Genomic DNA, 15,001 nt, shown 5'->3' on the forward strand with positions numbered 1-15,001 from the left:
CTTAGTTGTCCTTAACGGGAGAAGAGGGATTGGTAGTGATCAGCCTTGAAGCCCAGGGTCAGTTCGCCGTCACGATCCAGCAGCGGGCGCTTGATCATGGCCGGATGCTCCAGCAGCAGGGCGCGTGCCTTGGCGGTGTCGAGCCCCTGTTTGGCCTCATCCGGCAGAGCGCGGAAGGTGGTGCCGCGGCTGTTGAGCAGGGCTTCCCAACCGAGTTGTGCCAGCCAGCAGTCCAGATCGTCCGGGTTCAGGCCGTCGGCGCGGTGGTCGTGAAAGCGGTAGTCGATACCGGCCTCATCCAGCCACTTGCGGGCTTTCTTGATGGTGTCGCAGTTCTTGATGCCATAGAGGGTGATGGCCATGGGGAGTCCTTCTCTTGTGGGCGCTGGCCGTGGGCCGCGTCCCGAAAATCCGAATCAATAGAGTGCAAGGGCCTGATTCTGGCATTGTGGCGATCTCATGGCAACGCTGATGGTCTGGAGTGAGGGGATTCTCGTGACTGGTCGCACCTGAACGGCGCTTTCGAGCTCAAGGTCAGGAGCACTGTAGCGGGAGTGCCCGATGGCGCGGTTATTGCGGGAGAAAAGTGGTTATTGCGGAAAAAAGAGACGGGGGCAAACGCCAGATAACCAAAACGCGCCAGCGGGCGCGTTTTGGTCGGCATCTTCAAGCACCTCAATCAGTGCAGGGTGGTCCACTCATGGTCAAAGACCCGGGCCCGTTCCCAGGGGGCATCAGGCAGGCTGGAAGAGAGGCCAGTGTATTTGCCCACGTCGTCCACCACGATGGCGGAGAGGATCGGCAGGTTGTTTTCGGTGCAGTACATGCGGATGCGTTGCAGCAGGGTGCGCAGTTCATCCTGGCACTGCTCCAGCCCGGCCTGCTTGGCCAGTTTGGAGTAACGAATGGTAGTGCGTTCCTTTGCAGACTCGACGAGGATGTCCCACAGCTTGTAGTCGCAGGTCGAGGCACCTGCGGTGGCTTGGCTTGTCATAACTCTCTCCGGCGCGAAATGGTCGCTATATGTCGAAGCGCATCTTCGCCAGTTCGGCGCCGTCATATGTTGATCCAACGCAAAAAAGAGGGGAGTCGCGTCATACAATTCCCCAGTAAGGGCGGACAAAGGTTTTCCAGCAGTTGAAATAACGAAAATTTGTTACATGACCGACATATTATGCTGATGAATCCCGATGACGGCCCCTTTCTTGATAGGGATCAAAGGCAAACTGTGGTCAGAACACTAGATTTCGCTCTTCGATAAATTTATCAGGAGTGAATATTGGAACTGCTATTCGTCTTGCTCGTACTGGTTGCCGTGGTCTACGGCATTATCAAGGATTACAACCCGCAGGCGGTGCTGGCGCTGGCGGGCATGGCCATTTTTGCGGTGGCCTACTGGCTGGGGCTGCACCCCATTCTCCCCGCTGACAAGAGCACTGGCTTCGCCCTGTTCGACCTGTTCGAAGTGTTCAAGGGGATCTTCTCCTACCGCGCGGCGGGGCTCGGTCTCACCATTATGGCGGTCGCGGGCTTTGCCACCTACATGTCCCATATCGGGGCCTCCCAGGCGCTGGTGCGGGTGGCGGTCAAACCGGTGGCGGGCATTCAGTCCAGCTACCTGATGCTCTCCATCTGTTATCTGGTGGCGGTATTCGTCTCCCTGTTCGTCACCTCCGCCACCGGTCTCGGCCTGCTGTTGATGGTCACCATGTATCCGGTGATGCGCAACCTCGGCATCAGCCCAGCCTCCGCCTGTGGCGTTATCGCCACTTCCCAGGCGTTCGAGATTGGCCCGACCCAGACCAACGCCATCTTCTCCGCCGGTCAATCCGGCATGGATCCGACCAGCTATTTCGTCGACTACCAGATCTGGCTGGTGGCCCCCATGTTGCTGGTGACCATGGTGCTGCACTTCTTCTGGCAGCGTCACTGCGATCGCCAGGATGGCTGGGATCCGGCCCAGCATCGCGGCGATCACGCCGAGCTGGACGAACAGGGCGCCGAGAGCGTGCAGGCGCCCACCTGGTATGCCCTGCTGCCGATCATCCCCTTCGTGCTGATGATGACCTTCTCCAAGCTGCTGGTGAGCGACATCAAGATGAGCGTGGAGGTGGCCATGTTGCTGTCGGTCTTTATCGGCATGCTGTGCGAGCTGCTGCGTAGCCGCTCGGTGCGTACTGCCTTCGCCGGGCTCTCCAGCTTCCTCGACGGCATGGGCAAGGTGTTTGGCCCGGTAGTGGCGCTGATCGTCTGTGCCGAGCTGTTTGCCGAATCGCTGAAAGCCATCGGCGCCATCGATACCCTGCTGCACTCTGCCAGCAATGCCGGGATCGGCAGCGGTCTGATGACGTTGGTGATGGTGGCGCTGATCATGGTGGCAGCGGTCATCATGGGCTCCGGCAATGCGGCATTCCTCAGCTTCTCGACCCTGGCACCGGCGGTAGCGTCCAAGTTCGGCGTGCCTGCGGTTACTATGCTGCTGCCGATGCAGCTGGCCTCCAGCATTGGCCGCACCATCTCCCCCATTGCGGCGGTGCTGATCGCCTGTGCGGGCATCGCTAAGGTATCGCCCTTTATCGTGGTCAAACGCACCAGCGTGCCGATGGCGGGGGCACTGGTGACGGCGTTGACCCTCAACTATCTGCTGTTCATGTAGTGATATGAGTTATGTAGTGGTGTTTGGAATTTAGCGGTCGGGCGGGTGGCATGGCTGCCCGCCCCTTTCTCACTGTGTCGCATAGTTGCAATTGACGATCGGCCATCAACGCTGATTGTTGCATGGAGAAGATAATGACAGTTGTAAAGAGCCCGTTTTCCCTCGAGAGCTATCTGGCCGACTTGGCCCCGCTCATCAATCTCGATTGCGGCACCCGCACCCCGGCCGGAGTGGCTCGGGTGGCCGATATCATGACCGAGAAATATGAGGCCATCGGCTGGCAGGTGACTCGCCACCAGTTCGCCGCCGAGTGCGGCCCCTGCCTTGAGATCACCAATGCGCCGGGTGCCGAGCACTACGACGTGATGCTGTGCGGCCACATGGATACCGTCTTCCCCGAGGGGACGGCGGCCAAGCGCCCGCTGAAAATCGAAGGCAATCAAGCCTTTGGTCCCGGCGTATCGGACATGAAGAGCGGCCTGCTCTCCATCTGGTATGCCCTGAAAGAGATGGACCCGGCGCAGCTGGCCAGGCTCAAGGTGCTGGTCTGCTACAACTGCGACGAAGAGATTGGCTCCCCCTGGTCGAAGAATTGGCTGGTGAAAAAAGCCAAACAGAGCGGCTGCGTGCTGGTTGCCGAGGCGGCCCGTCCCAATGGGGATCTCATCAGTGCTCGCAAGGGCAATGCCAAGTACCGCATCACCTTCCACGGCAAGGCGTCCCACGCCGGTTCGGCGCTGACCGAAGGGGTCTCTGCCATCACCGAGCTGGCGCACTGGGTGCTGGCCATCAACGAGCAGGTCAATATGACCACGGGTACCACCATGAACGTCGGCGTGGTACAGGGCGGCACCGGCGTTAACGTGGTGCCGGACTTTGCCGAGGCGATCGTCGATCTGCGCTTCTGGAGCAACGAAGAGGCCGCGGCGGTGCACGATCGACTCACCTTTATGGCCAACAATCCCTTCCTCGTGGGCTGTCGGGTCGAGGTGGATCGCCAGACCTTCAAGCCAGCGATGCGCCCCAATGGTGACACCGAAGCAGTGATGGCATTGGTAGAGGCCGCGGCGGCGGATGAAGGGATAACCTTCAACTGGCTGGAGGCCGGTGGTGGCTCCGATGCCAACTTCACCGCCGCCGCTGGCGTACCGTCGCTGGATGGCTTCGGCCCTATGGGCGGCGGTTTCCACTCGGAGGCCGAATTCTTGCTGCTCGACAGCATCGAGCCGCGCATCCGCCTGCTGCAGCGGGTGCTGGGCAAGCTGGCGAAATAAGCCGGTTTATCCCTTGTCCGGGTCGTCATAGTCCGCTTAAAACTGGCCCGATCAAATCCAAACGGGAGGCTGTTGCCTCCCGTTTTTTTATCCCGATTTTTCGCGCGTTGAGTGAGCGGGCCAGATAGTTTGGCGCCGTTACCCCTGCGGCTCGGCCAGATAGGCCAGATGATCCTGCCGCGCCACCCGCCAGTCATCGAGGCGCAGCGGGGCGGCAAAGCCCGGGCCGTCGGTCACCATGGTGTGATATTCCCCTTGCTCGCCGCAGGCATCGAAGCCCTCGCGCTCGGCCAGTTGCTGCAGCTCGCTGAGGGTGGTGGCATCCAGAATACGTCCGGCCCACTCGGGGGCCAGCACCCGGGTATCGACGCAGGAGAGGTGGGCGACGATGCCGCGGGCCAGCATATCCGCCAGCAAGGCTTGGCGAGATTGCTGCCAGAGCGGGGTATGGACGGTGAGCCCGAGCGGTCGGCAGCGTTCGCGGATCCAGTTTGGTGCGCCCCCCACGCTGTCGATATCGCCGGTCACCACCCCATCCAGAACCCACTCTTGCTGCAAGCGGCTTAGCGCCGTCTCATAATTCTGCTCGAACGGTGCTTCGATGGTGACCAGCAGATGGGGCAGCCCGAGGGCCGCCGCCTGACGGCGTACTAGCGGCAAGGGGTGAGCGAGAAAACGGGGCGCAGGGGGCGCAAAGGTGGCCAGTGCCACCACCTGATGGCCCGCAGCGCGGGCATGACAGAGGGCCAGCATGGCATCTTTGCCACCGCTCCAGAGCAGGATGACGCGAGACATGGGGAAGATTCCGGTGGTGAACGAGGGGGCATGCTACCCAGCGGCGGGGGCACAGGTAAAGCGGACGGGTCAATCGAAGCGCAAAAAAGCAACGGGCCCGCGATGGGGCCCGTTGAGCGGTGACGTGATAAACGCCGCTGCGATTACAGCAAAATGGTGGTCAGCAGGTAACCCACGGCACTGGCGCTGCTCACCCCGATCAGCCCCGGAATGATGAAGCTGTGGTTGATGATGAACTTGCCGATGCGGGTGGTGCCGGAGCGGTCGAAACCGATACAGGCCAGATCGCTTGGGTAGGTCGGCAGCACGAAGTAGCCGTAGCTCGCTGGCAGGAAGGCGATCAGCAGTTTCGGCTCAACGCCCAGTGCCAGACCCATGGGGGCGATGGCGGTCAGGGCGGCGGCCTGGCTGTTCACCAGCTTGGAGATGAGGAACAGCACCAGGGCGTAGGTCCAGGGCTGGGCCTGTACCACGTGGGCCAGGGTCTCTTTGAGCAGCGGCATGTGGGCCTGGAAGAAGGTCTCACTCATCCATGCAACCCCGAACACGGAGAAGATGGCGACCATGCCAGCCTTGAAGACGGCGCCGTTGGAGATATCACCCGGCTTAACCTTGCAGCGCATCAGGATGATGGCACCGGCGATCAGCATCATCATCTGGATCACCAGGTTCATGGAGAGCGGGCCGGTCTTGTCCTTGATGGTGAATACCGGACGCAGACCTTCGTTGGCACCGAGCAATACCACGGCAGCGATGGCGGCAAAGAAGATCCAGGTAGACCAGTAGGCCTCTTTCGGGAACTTGGTGTTGAGCAGGGTTTCACCGCCGCCGTAGATGAAGGCGCGTTGCTCCGGATCCTTGATCTTGGCCTGGAACTCTTCGTCCTTGTCCAGATCCTTGCCGCGACGCAGGCTCCACAGGGCCGCCATGACCACACCGGTCAGGGAGGAGGGGATGGCGACCATCAGGATGTCGAGCAGGCCGTAAGCCTGACCGATGCCGTGACCGGCAGCCAGAATGGAGACCATGGAGACCACGGCAACGGAGACCGGGGAGGCACAGATCGCCATCTGGGAGGCAACGGATGCCACGGCCATCGGACGCTCGGGACGGATGTTCTTCTGCAGCGCGATGTCAGCGATGATGGGGAACATGGTGTAGACCACGTGGCCGGTACCGCACAGGAAGGTGAGGGTCCAGGTCGTCAGCGGTGCCAGGATAGTGATGTATTGCGGGTGACGGCGCAGCAGACGCTCGGCCACTTGCATCATCAGGTTGAGGCCACCGGCAGTCTGCAGGGTGGCGGCACAGCCGATCACCGCCAGAATGGTCAGCATCACCTGCACCGGCGGTTCGCCCGGCACCAGGCCGAAGACGAAGGTCAGCAGGAAGAGACCGATACCACTGATGAGACCGAGTCCCATGCCCCCAAAGCGGGTACCCAGCAGCAAGCAGCCGAGTACCACTAAAAATTCCATCAAGATCATTCCGTTACCTCGTGTGATTCAACCCATATTGCCGCGGGTAGCCTGAACCATGAATTGTCGTTGTCTGTTTTATTTAGCCCAAAAGGGTTAGTTGCTATTCTGCTCCCCTGCAAAAGTGAAAAAATTGAGTTACTTCAATAACTCGATGAATTTTAGATTAAACCACTTAAAAACCACGTGCTGATAAAAGCATCACTTCTTCAAGGGTATGGTATCACTCTGGACTCACCCGCCAGGTCGCCACAGAGGGCGTCATGACGGGAAAAAAGGCTGCAAGAGAGGCGTCAGAAAAGGTCTGGATCACCGGAGAATAGGCGCTAAAAGCGCGGGTTCGGATGATATTTTCCGCCAAGTTGGGGGTTCTGTGAGTCTGATTGTCAGGGGGCGGGCGGTGACTGCAGATAGCGGCGTTGATAATCCTCGCTCAGTTGCACAATATCGAGTCTTGCAATGGCCTGCGCCACCCGTTGTTGCAGTGCCTGCTGATCGGGGTGAAACATGATGTGCAGGCTCTTGTGCTCGAGGATCCGCGGGTGAAACTGCAATCCGGCCACTTGCAGCTGGCGGTCGTGATTGATCAGCCAGTGAAAGACATCCCGGTCGATCACTGCCAGATCGAGCCGGTTGCGCTGCAGTTTGCGCAGATTGAGCAGATCTTCATCGACGGCAAACGTATTAAGGCGCTTGTTCACCATCAGGGTATCGAACTCTCGGGTATTGACGTACCCCTCCACCACGCCGATCCGGTAGGGGGCGAGATCCTCGAGCTGCTGCCAGAGGATAGGCGCCCCGGCACGCTGCGCCATGCCCAGCACGCTGTCGCCCACGCTGGGGGAGCTGCGCCACAGGGTGGGCAGGGTGTCGGAGAGGTACTCGGGAAAGTAGCCGCTATAGGGCTGGGTCGGATCGGCCGCCAGCCGCACCGCCCGTTGCCAGGGGTAGAAGTCGAACTCCACTTCCAGTCCCGCCTCGGCAAAGGCACGCTTGACGATGTGACCGGTGAGGCCGCCATCGGGCAGGCTCTGGCTGGTGTAGGGGGGCCACTCCAGCGTGGCCAGACGAACGGGCTTGGCCCACAGTGAAACAGGCATGCAGAACAGCAATAGCGAGAGCAGCAGGCGATATCCCATGGGCGACCAGTTCCTTGTGCCGATTGGTTCTGAGTATCACCCATAACGGTGACAATAAAAAAGCCGACCCACAGGTCGGCTTTTGCAATGCAGTGGCAAGATGCCGCTGATCAGAACTCGGCGGTACGCGGAGTACGCGGGAACGGGATCACGTCGCGAACGTTGCCCATGCCGGTCACATAGACCACCAGACGCTCGAAGCCCAGACCGAAGCCGGAGTGCGGCACGGTACCGTAGCGACGCAGGTCGCGGTACCACCAGTAATCTTCCTTGTTCAGGCCCATCTCGGCCAGACGGGCATCCAGCACGTCCAGACGCTCTTCACGCTGGGAACCACCGATGATCTCGCCGATGCCCGGAGCCAGTACGTCCATGGCGGCAACGGTTTTGCCGTCGTCGTTGAGGCGCATGTAGAAGGCCTTGATATCTTTCGGGTAGTTCTTCACCACCACCGGAGACTTGAAGTGCTCCTCCGCCAGATAGCGCTCGTGCTCGGAGGAGAGATCGATACCCCAGGAGACCGGGAACTCGAACTTCTTGCCGCAGTTTTTCAGCACTTCGATGGCGTCGGTGTAGTCGATCTGGGCGAAGTCGGAGGAGACGAAACGCTCCAGACGGTCGATGGCATCCTTGTCCACGTGCTGGGCGAAGAACTCCAGATCGTCGCGACGCTCGGTCAGTACGGCGTTGAAGACGTACTTCAGCATGGCCTCGGCCAGCGCGGCGTTGGCGGCCAGATCGTTGAAGGCCACTTCCGGCTCAACCATCCAGAACTCGGCCAGGTGACGGCTGGTGTTGGAGTTTTCAGCGCGGAAGGTCGGGCCGAAGGTGTAGACCTTGGAGAGGGCGCAGGCATAGGTTTCGGCGTTCAGCTGGCCGGATACGGTCAGGAAAGCCTCTTTGCCAAAGAAATCTTCGTTGTAGTCCACCTTGCCGGCGTCGGTGCGCGGCAGGTTTTCCATGTCCAGGGTGGATACGCGGAACATCTCGCCAGCACCTTCGGTGTCAGAGGCGGTGATGAGCGGGGTCGCAACCCAGAGGAAACCCTCTTCGTGGAAGAAGCGGTGGATGGCTTGCGCCAGGCAGTGACGAACGCGGGTCACGGCGCCAACGATGTTGGTGCGCGGGCGCAGGTGGGCCTGTTCACGCAGGTATTCGATGCTGTGGCGCTTGGCGGCCATCGGGTAGGTGTCCGGATCTTCGACCCAGCCGATCACCTTCACGTCGGTCGCCTGCAGTTCGAAAGCCTGGCCGCTGCCCTGAGAGGCGGCAACCACGCCGGTCACTTCCACGGAGCAGGCAGTGGTCAGACGCAGCACTTCATTCTCGTAATTGGCCAGGGTATTGGGGACAACCGCCTGTACCGGATGGAAACAGGAGCCATCGGATACGGCCAAAAATGAGATCCCCGCCTTGGAATCACGGCGAGTCCGGATCCACCCTTTTACAGTTTGGGTGGTGCCGACCGGATACTTACCGGCCAGCACATCTACTACGGATGCGTGCGTCATCGAAATATTGTCTCCAGCTTGTTCTTGCAGCGCTATTTGCAACACTAGGGAGTCTGGCCCGGGCACAGATGGCCCACCATGGCAGACTAAGCCGACAATCTTACCCGCGCGGGTTTGATAAACAAGCAAAAATGTCGGACTCTGGTGGGGTTTTCGGCATGGCTCACTCAACAAGAGTGTCACGGGCGCAGGAGAGGTGGGTGAAAGAGCGGCGGCAGGGGCCAGATTGGCTGACACGGGTGTTGCGGGTGCTGGTGCTGCTCTGCTGGGGCGGCTTTATCGTGCTGCTCTCGCTCTATCACTATGCCCGCCCGGAGATTGCCTACGGTTTTCTGGTCTATGGCGGGATCAAGGTACGCGACTATTGGGATCCGGCGCTCACCCCCTGGCTGGTACACGGACTCTGGGGCTGCTGCGCCCTGACGCTGGCGGTGTTGCTGCTGGAGCGCAAGCGCAGCCGCCGTCGGGATGATGCCCTGCATGTCAATCTGGCGATCCTGTTGCTGGTGCTGATCGCCGGATTGCTCTTCTATTACGTCGGTTAAGCGCCCGCCTCAACGGGGCTGATCCGGCTCCTGCCTGCTTGCCTTGGGACGCTTGCCGAGCTGACGCTCCACGCTGTCGAGCATCTGGTTGTAGGCCACTGCCACCCGGCCAATTTCGTCGCCGTCATCCCCCTCCAGCCGGTGGCCGAAGTCGTGCAAGTCGGTCGCCTCTTCCATGGAGCGGGTCAACTGGTTGAGGGGGCGCACGATCCAGGTGCGGATGACCCAGAGGGTCAGCAGCAGCCCCAGCCCGAAGATGCCGGTGAGGATCAGCGCCGAGGTGAGGATGTTCTGCTCGACCCGGGTAAACAGCGAGTCGAGGGAGTAGTCAAAGCGCACCGCGCCGAGCACGGTATTCTCCGGCACCAGATGACAGCTGGTGCAGTCGGTGCCGCGAAAATCCTTCTTGGCCAGCAGCGGTCGGGTCACCACCAGACGGCTGTGCATGCCGTCGTGAACGACTTCCAGACTCCCTTTACCGGCCAGTGCCAGCTGATCATATTCATCCTTGCTCTGTTCGCTCTCCCGGCCCGGCCCGTACTGTTTGCTCACCGCCTCGCCACGGACGATGCGGGCATCCTCCACATGGGCGTGGTCGAGAAACTTGCCGCGCAGGGTGTCGCGGGCATCCATCTTGCCGGTCAGCATCAGCATGTTGAGGCCGTCGAAGTAGGCTTCGGTCTGCTCGCGGCTCTGCTCCTTGATGAGACTCAAGATGAGATCGCGCTCGCGCACCGCCTGATAGGCGGCGGAGAAGACCAGTACCATGGAGAAGATGAAGAGCAGGAAAAAGTTGATTTTGGCAGCAATGGAGAGGCGCATGGGCAGTCTTTCTTGATGGTAAAACCGCAGCAGTTTACCCCTCTTGGCGCCTCAGGTCTGGTGTTTTGCTCACATTACGGCAAGTGAAACCGCAGTGACGGGGATAAAGTTGCCCTCTTTATATATCAAATGCGGATAGTCAAACGGGCGGCTGCGATGGCCGCCCTCCCGTGCCTTAAAACTCGCCCTCGGCGATGGCCTGATTGATGGCGCCGGTCAATACCCTAAGCTCCTCGGGGGTGATGACGAAGGGGGGCATCAGGTAGATCAGCTTGCCAAACGGGCGGATCCAGGCGCCAAGCGATACAAACTTGCGCTGGATACGCGCCACATCCACCCGCTCTTTCATCTCCACCACACCGATGGCGCCGAGTACCCTCACATCGGCGACCGCCGGGTGCAGGGTCAGCTGCACCAGCTCGGTACGCAGTTGATGTTCGATGGCACGCACCCGTTCCTGCCACGGTGAGGCCAGCAGCAGATCGATGGAGGCGTTGGCCACCGCGCAGGCGAGGGGATTGCCCATAAAGGTGGGGCCGTGCATAAAGACCCCCGCCTTGCCGTCGCAGATGGTGCGGGCGACATGCTCGGTGGTCAGGGTCGCCGAGAGGGTGAGATAGCCGCCGGTGAGTGCCTTGCCCAGACACATGATGTCGGGGCTGATCCCCGCCCAGTCACAGGCAAACAGTTGGCCGGTGCGGCCAAATCCGGTGGCAATCTCGTCGGCAATCAGCAGCACACCGAACTCGTCGCACAGGGCGCGCACCCACTGCAGGTAGCGGGGGTGATAGAAGCGCATGCCGCCAGCCCCTTGCACGATGGGTTCGAGCACGATGGCGGCGATCTCTTCGTGATGATCGGCCACCAGCGTCGCCAGCTCCACCACGCACTGCTCGTCCCACTCGGCGTGGAAGCGGCAGCTGGGGGCCGGGGCGAAGTAGTGTTCGGGCAGGAATCCCTGGTAGAGCTCATGCATACCGCCGTCCGGATCACAGACGCTCATGGCACCAAAGGTATCGCCGTGATAGCCGCCGCGCAGGGTGAGGAACTTGGCTCTGGGCGTTCCTTTACTGTGCCAGTACTGCTGGGCCATCTTGAGCGCTACTTCCACTGCCACCGAGCCGGAATCAGCCAGAAACACCCGATCCAGACCCACCGGGGTGATCTCCACCAGTTTGCGACAGAGTTCGACCGCCGGAGCGTGGGTCAGGCCGCCAAACATCACGTGAGACATCTTGCCGAGCTGGGCGGTGGCCGCGGCATCCAGTTCCGGCACCTGATAACCGTGGACGCAGGCCCACCAGGAGCTCATGCCATCTACCAGTTCGCGGCCATCGCTGAGGGTGAGGGTCACCCCTTTGGCGCTGGCCACTTCATAGCAGGGCAGAGGGTGCGTGAGGGAGGTATAGGGGTGCCAGATGTGGTGCAGGTCGAATTCTTGATTGGTCATTTGTTGTTCTATTGTCAATTTGCTTGATCTGGTCGGTGTTGACAGTCTACGCGTGCTCTCTACACTAGCCAACAATTTCAGCCACTTGGCACTGCGCCTCACCCTGAGCGCACAGGCCAGGCGGCGGGTTTTGTGGTCGCCCATCCCGAGATGGCGGGCGCAGGATCCCACTAATAACAACCGGAAGCCATGTATGAATGCTCTCACCGCTGGCGGTCACGCCCTTCGTCATGACTGGACCCTCGCCGAGGTTCAGGCCCTGTTTACCCTGCCATTCAACGATCTGCTGTTCCAGGCCCAGATTGTCCACCGCGCCCATTTCGACCCGAACGAGGTGCAGGTGAGCACATTGCTCTCCATCAAGACCGGCGCCTGCCCGGAAGATTGCAAATATTGCCCCCAGAGTGCCCGCTACCACACCGGCCTGGAGGCCGAGCGGCTGATGGAGGTGGAGAAGGTGCTGGAGCGGGCTCGCGAAGCCAAGGCCAACGGCTCGTCCCGTTTCTGCATGGGGGCCGCCTGGCGCAACCCCAAAGAAAAAGACATGCCCTACATCATCCGGATGATTGAAGAGGTGCGCGGGCTGGGGATGGAGACCTGCATGACCCTGGGGATGCTCACTGCCGATCAGGCGGCGCGTCTGGGCGCTGCGGGGCTCGATTACTACAACCACAACCTCGACACCTCGCCGGAGTTTTACGGCGAGATCATCTCCACCCGCACCTATCAGGACAGGCTCGATACCCTGGATCATGTGCGCGGCGCCGGCATGAAGGTCTGCTCCGGCGGTATCGTCGGCATGGGCGAGCAGGCCAAAGATCGGGCGGGCCTGTTGATGGCGCTCGCCAACCTGCCCCGCCACCCCGAGAGTGTACCCATCAACATGCTGGTCAAGGTGAAGGGAACGCCGCTGGAGAATGAAGAGAACCTCGATCCGTTCGAATTTATCCGCACCATCGCCGTGGCGCGGATCATGATGCCCGCCTCCCATGTGCGCCTCTCTGCCGGACGGGAGAAGATGAACGAGCAGATGCAGGCGATGTGCTTTATGGCTGGGGCCAACTCCATCTTCTACGGCTGCAAGCTGCTGACCACGCCGAACCCGGACGAGAACAGCGACATGCAGCTGTTCAAGCGGCTCGGTATTCGCCCTGCCCAGCGGGCCCAGAAGCCGGATCAAGTACAGGAAGAGGAGCTGCTGGCCGAGGTGAGTCGCCAGAGCGAACCTGCCGAGATGTTTTATGACGCCACTCGTCCCCGTGCAGGGGCCGTGCGGTCATGACTGGCCATGCAGTCACAGGCCCCTTTGCATTGGGCGCGGCGCTGGCCGGGCGCGAGCAGGCCAATCTGCTGCGTCGCCGCATCGCGACGCAAGGCTGCGTGGCAGGGCGGTTACAGGTGGCCGGGCGTGATTACCTCAATTTCTCCGCCAACGACTATCTGGGGCTTACCGGTCACCCCGCCATCAAGGCCGCCTTCAATGCGGGGATTGAGCGTTATGGCACGGGCGCCGGCGCCTCGCCGCTGGTGACCGGTTACAGCCGTGCCCACCAAGAGCTTGAGGAGACCCTGGCCGAGTGGCTCGGGGTGGAGGCGGTGTTGCTGTTCAACTGCGGCTTTTCTGCCAATCAGGCGGTGCTCAAAGCCCTGCTCGGCAAGGAACACCTGCTGTGGCAGGACAAACTCAACCACGCCTCCTTGCAGGAGATGGGCAGCCAGCTGCCCTGCAAGATGAAGCGTTTTGGCCACAACGATATGGCGGCCCTTGAGCGGCAGCTTGAGCCGAATCGCGGGCTGATTGTCTCTGAAGGTGTGTTCAGCATGGACGGGGATCAGGCTCCCTGGCGCGAGCTCGCCGCCCTGGCTGCCCAAAGCGGCAACTGGCTGATGATCGACGATGCCCACGGTCTCGGCGTGCTGGGGTCCGAGGGGCGCGGCACCCTGGCGGCGCAAGGGGTTCCACCTGCCAGCGTACACATCCAGATGGGCACCTTTGGCAAGGCGCTCGGTGTGGCTGGCGCCTTTGTCGGCGGTAGTCGCGAGCTGGTGGAGTATCTGGTCAACTTCGCCCGCCACTATGTCTACAGCACCCATATGCCCGCCGCCCAGGCGTGCGCGGTCAGCACGAGTATCGAGCTGGTGCGCGCCGCCAACGAGGCCCGCGCTCATCTTGGCCAGCTGATCGACCGCTTTCGGCAAGGAGCAGAGGGGCTGGGTTGGCAACTCGGTGCGAGCGACACCCCGATCCAGCCGCTGCTGGTGGGGGAGAGCAGTGCAGCCCTGCAACTGGCCGAGCGGTTGCGCGAATGCGGCGTCTGGGTGAGCGCCATTCGCCCGCCCACGGTGCCGGTCGGTACCGCGCGACTGCGCATTACCTTGAGCGCGGCTCACCGCGAGCAGGATGTGGATCGCCTGCTCGATGCCCTCGGCCCCTGTTCGGGCAGTGCCACTTCGGAGGGCATTCATCATGGATGAGCGCTTCCAGTCGGTGGACAAGGCGCAGCTTGCTCGCCGTTTCGGCGCCGCCGCTCGTCATTACGATGCCCACGCCCGCTTTCAGCAGGAGGTGGGGCAGGCGCTGCTGGAATGGATGCCGGACAGGCCAGTTGGCACTGATCTGACGGTGAGCGGGCTGGATCTGGGCTGCGGCACCGGTTTTTTCTTGCCCCAACTGGCGAACCGCTGTCACCAGTTGGTGGGGCTGGATCTCGCCCCCGGCATGCTGGCGCAGGCCGCCCTGCGTGGCAGCGGCGCCCGCCTGCTCTGTGGCGATGCAGAGCAGCTTCCTTTTGCCGATAACGCGTTCGACTGGGTCTTCTCCAGTCTGGCGTTGCAGTGGTGCGAGCGTCCGGCTCACGCCTTTGGCGAGTTGCTGCGGGTGGTCAAACCGGGCGGCCAGATCTTTTTCTCGACCCTGCTCGATGAGTCGCTCTGGCAGTTGCGAGCCGCCTGGCAGCAGCTTGATGGTCGCGCCCATGTCAATCGCTTCCTCAGCCTGCCACAATTGGAGCAGGCGCTGGCTAGCGCCGGGGTATCTGCTGCCGAGCTGCGTTGTATCACCTGGGAACTCGCCTATCTTGAATTGCCGCAGCTGTTGCGCGATCTCAAGGGGATTGGGGCCAATCAGGTCAACGACAATCAGGGGCGCGTCGCCCCGGCCGGTCTGAGCGGTCGCGCCAGATTGCAGCAGCTGGCTCAGGCGTATGAGGCGTTTCGCCAGCCCGATGGCAGGCTGGTCGCCAGTTATCGAGTGTGCCTCGGCCGTCTCAGCAAGCCTCGCTGAGCGCCGGGAATCGCAGTATGTGCAGGGCAGTGTGCTACTCCCTGCCAA

The 15,001-nt window shown here is 61.4% G+C and carries 14 protein-coding genes; 6 read left to right on the plus strand and 8 right to left on the minus strand.

Features of this window, described 5'->3' with window-relative positions; translation table 11 throughout:
- Window positions 1–11 precede the first annotated feature (11 nt).
- Both I6G90_RS01740 and I6G90_RS01745 read right to left on the minus strand, forming a co-directional pair.
- Entirely contained in the window at window positions 12–362 is a 351-nt protein-coding gene (locus I6G90_RS01740) for an ArsC family reductase (protein WP_111807508.1), read from the minus strand.
- A gap of 317 nt (window positions 363–679) precedes the next feature.
- Window positions 680–994, minus strand: a complete 315-nt coding sequence (locus I6G90_RS01745; protein ID WP_005337929.1) for a hypothetical protein — start codon at window positions 992–994, stop codon at window positions 680–682.
- A gap of 285 nt (window positions 995–1,279) precedes the next feature.
- On the opposite strand from I6G90_RS01745, the gene dcuC reads away from it, so the two are divergent.
- Both dcuC and I6G90_RS01755 read left to right on the plus strand, forming a co-directional pair.
- Window positions 1,280–2,656: a C4-dicarboxylate transporter DcuC gene (gene dcuC / locus I6G90_RS01750; RefSeq protein ID WP_197929467.1), complete on the plus strand. Its 1,377-nt coding sequence runs from the start codon at window positions 1,280–1,282 to the stop codon at window positions 2,654–2,656.
- Window positions 2,657–2,790: 134 nt separating this feature from the next.
- Window positions 2,791–3,930, plus strand: a complete 1,140-nt coding sequence (locus tag I6G90_RS01755) for a M20 family metallopeptidase (protein WP_197929468.1) — start codon at window positions 2,791–2,793, stop codon at window positions 3,928–3,930.
- A gap of 138 nt (window positions 3,931–4,068) precedes the next feature.
- Here I6G90_RS01755 and I6G90_RS01760 read toward each other — a convergent pair whose 3' ends face one another.
- From I6G90_RS01760 to asnS, 4 genes are all read right to left on the minus strand, one after another.
- Window positions 4,069–4,725 (minus strand): adenine nucleotide alpha hydrolase, encoded by a 657-nt coding sequence (locus tag I6G90_RS01760; protein ID WP_197929470.1) that lies wholly within the window; start codon window positions 4,723–4,725, stop codon window positions 4,069–4,071.
- A 143-nt stretch (window positions 4,726–4,868) separates the two neighbouring features.
- Window positions 4,869–6,212, minus strand: a complete 1,344-nt coding sequence (locus I6G90_RS01765; RefSeq protein ID WP_042062536.1) for an anaerobic C4-dicarboxylate transporter — start codon at window positions 6,210–6,212, stop codon at window positions 4,869–4,871.
- 377 nt (window positions 6,213–6,589) lie between these two features.
- Window positions 6,590–7,342 (minus strand): substrate-binding periplasmic protein, encoded by a 753-nt coding sequence (locus I6G90_RS01770; RefSeq protein ID WP_197929472.1) that lies wholly within the window; start codon window positions 7,340–7,342, stop codon window positions 6,590–6,592.
- Between the two features lie 110 nt (window positions 7,343–7,452).
- Window positions 7,453–8,853: an asparagine--tRNA ligase gene (gene asnS, locus I6G90_RS01775; RefSeq protein ID WP_075114525.1), complete on the minus strand. Its 1,401-nt coding sequence runs from the start codon at window positions 8,851–8,853 to the stop codon at window positions 7,453–7,455.
- Window positions 8,854–9,053: 200 nt separating this feature from the next.
- Between asnS and I6G90_RS01780 the strand changes: the two genes are divergently transcribed.
- A complete protein-coding gene (locus I6G90_RS01780; protein WP_058053659.1) occupies window positions 9,054–9,398 on the plus strand; it encodes a hypothetical protein in 345 nt (114 codons plus the stop codon).
- A gap of 9 nt (window positions 9,399–9,407) precedes the next feature.
- Here I6G90_RS01780 and I6G90_RS01785 read toward each other — a convergent pair whose 3' ends face one another.
- On the minus strand, window positions 9,408–10,220 hold the full coding sequence (locus tag I6G90_RS01785; RefSeq protein WP_197929474.1) for a HAMP domain-containing protein: 813 nt from the start codon (window positions 10,218–10,220) through the stop codon (window positions 9,408–9,410).
- A 175-nt stretch (window positions 10,221–10,395) separates the two neighbouring features.
- Window positions 10,396–11,670, minus strand: coding sequence for an adenosylmethionine--8-amino-7-oxononanoate transaminase (bioA, locus tag I6G90_RS01790; protein WP_197929476.1), 1,275 nt, complete (start codon window positions 11,668–11,670; stop codon window positions 10,396–10,398).
- A 193-nt stretch (window positions 11,671–11,863) separates the two neighbouring features.
- On the opposite strand from bioA, the gene bioB reads away from it, so the two are divergent.
- The 3 genes from bioB to bioC are packed head-to-tail and all read left to right on the plus strand — an operon-like array spanning window position 11,864 to window position 14,953.
- On the plus strand, window positions 11,864–12,952 hold the full coding sequence (bioB, locus tag I6G90_RS01795) for a biotin synthase BioB (RefSeq protein WP_197929478.1): 1,089 nt from the start codon (window positions 11,864–11,866) through the stop codon (window positions 12,950–12,952).
- Window positions 12,949–14,145 carry an 8-amino-7-oxononanoate synthase gene (gene bioF / locus I6G90_RS01800; protein WP_197929479.1) on the plus strand — a complete coding sequence of 399 codons (1,197 nt, stop codon included), beginning with the start codon at window positions 12,949–12,951 and terminating at the stop codon, window positions 14,143–14,145. Before bioB ends, bioF begins: the two co-directional genes overlap by 4 nt.
- Complete coding sequence (gene bioC / locus I6G90_RS01805) at window positions 14,138–14,953, plus strand: malonyl-ACP O-methyltransferase BioC (RefSeq protein WP_197929480.1); 816 nt, start codon at window positions 14,138–14,140, stop codon at window positions 14,951–14,953. Before bioF ends, bioC begins: the two co-directional genes overlap by 8 nt.
- The last annotated feature ends 48 nt before the right edge of the window (window positions 14,954–15,001 follow it).

The sequence above is a fragment of the Aeromonas allosaccharophila genome (genome assembly GCF_016026615.1).
Taxonomy (GTDB): Bacteria; Pseudomonadota; Gammaproteobacteria; order Enterobacterales; family Aeromonadaceae; genus Aeromonas; species Aeromonas allosaccharophila.

Excerpts from the sequence above, each read along its gene's own strand:
- bioC (WP_197929480.1), top strand. The coding sequence starts at position 14,138 with ATGGATGAGCGCTTCCAGTCGGTGGACAAGGCGCAGCTTGCTCGCCGT.
- asnS (WP_075114525.1), bottom strand. The coding sequence starts at position 8,853 with ATGACGCACGCATCCGTAGTAGATGTGCTGGCCGGTAAGTATCCGGTC.
- I6G90_RS01740 (WP_111807508.1), bottom strand. The coding sequence starts at position 362 with ATGGCCATCACCCTCTATGGCATCAAGAACTGCGACACCATCAAGAAA.
- bioA (WP_197929476.1), bottom strand. The coding sequence starts at position 11,670 with ATGACCAATCAAGAATTCGACCTGCACCACATCTGGCACCCCTATACC.
- I6G90_RS01755 (WP_197929468.1), top strand. The coding sequence starts at position 2,791 with ATGACAGTTGTAAAGAGCCCGTTTTCCCTCGAGAGCTATCTGGCCGAC.
- I6G90_RS01765 (WP_042062536.1), bottom strand. The coding sequence starts at position 6,212 with ATGATCTTGATGGAATTTTTAGTGGTACTCGGCTGCTTGCTGCTGGGT.
- bioF (WP_197929479.1), top strand. The coding sequence starts at position 12,949 with ATGACTGGCCATGCAGTCACAGGCCCCTTTGCATTGGGCGCGGCGCTG.
- I6G90_RS01770 (WP_197929472.1), bottom strand. The coding sequence starts at position 7,342 with ATGGGATATCGCCTGCTGCTCTCGCTATTGCTGTTCTGCATGCCTGTT.
- I6G90_RS01785 (WP_197929474.1), bottom strand. The coding sequence starts at position 10,220 with ATGCGCCTCTCCATTGCTGCCAAAATCAACTTTTTCCTGCTCTTCATC.
- I6G90_RS01760 (WP_197929470.1), bottom strand. The coding sequence starts at position 4,725 with ATGTCTCGCGTCATCCTGCTCTGGAGCGGTGGCAAAGATGCCATGCTG.
- I6G90_RS01745 (WP_005337929.1), bottom strand. The coding sequence starts at position 994 with ATGACAAGCCAAGCCACCGCAGGTGCCTCGACCTGCGACTACAAGCTG.
- bioB (WP_197929478.1), top strand. The coding sequence starts at position 11,864 with ATGAATGCTCTCACCGCTGGCGGTCACGCCCTTCGTCATGACTGGACC.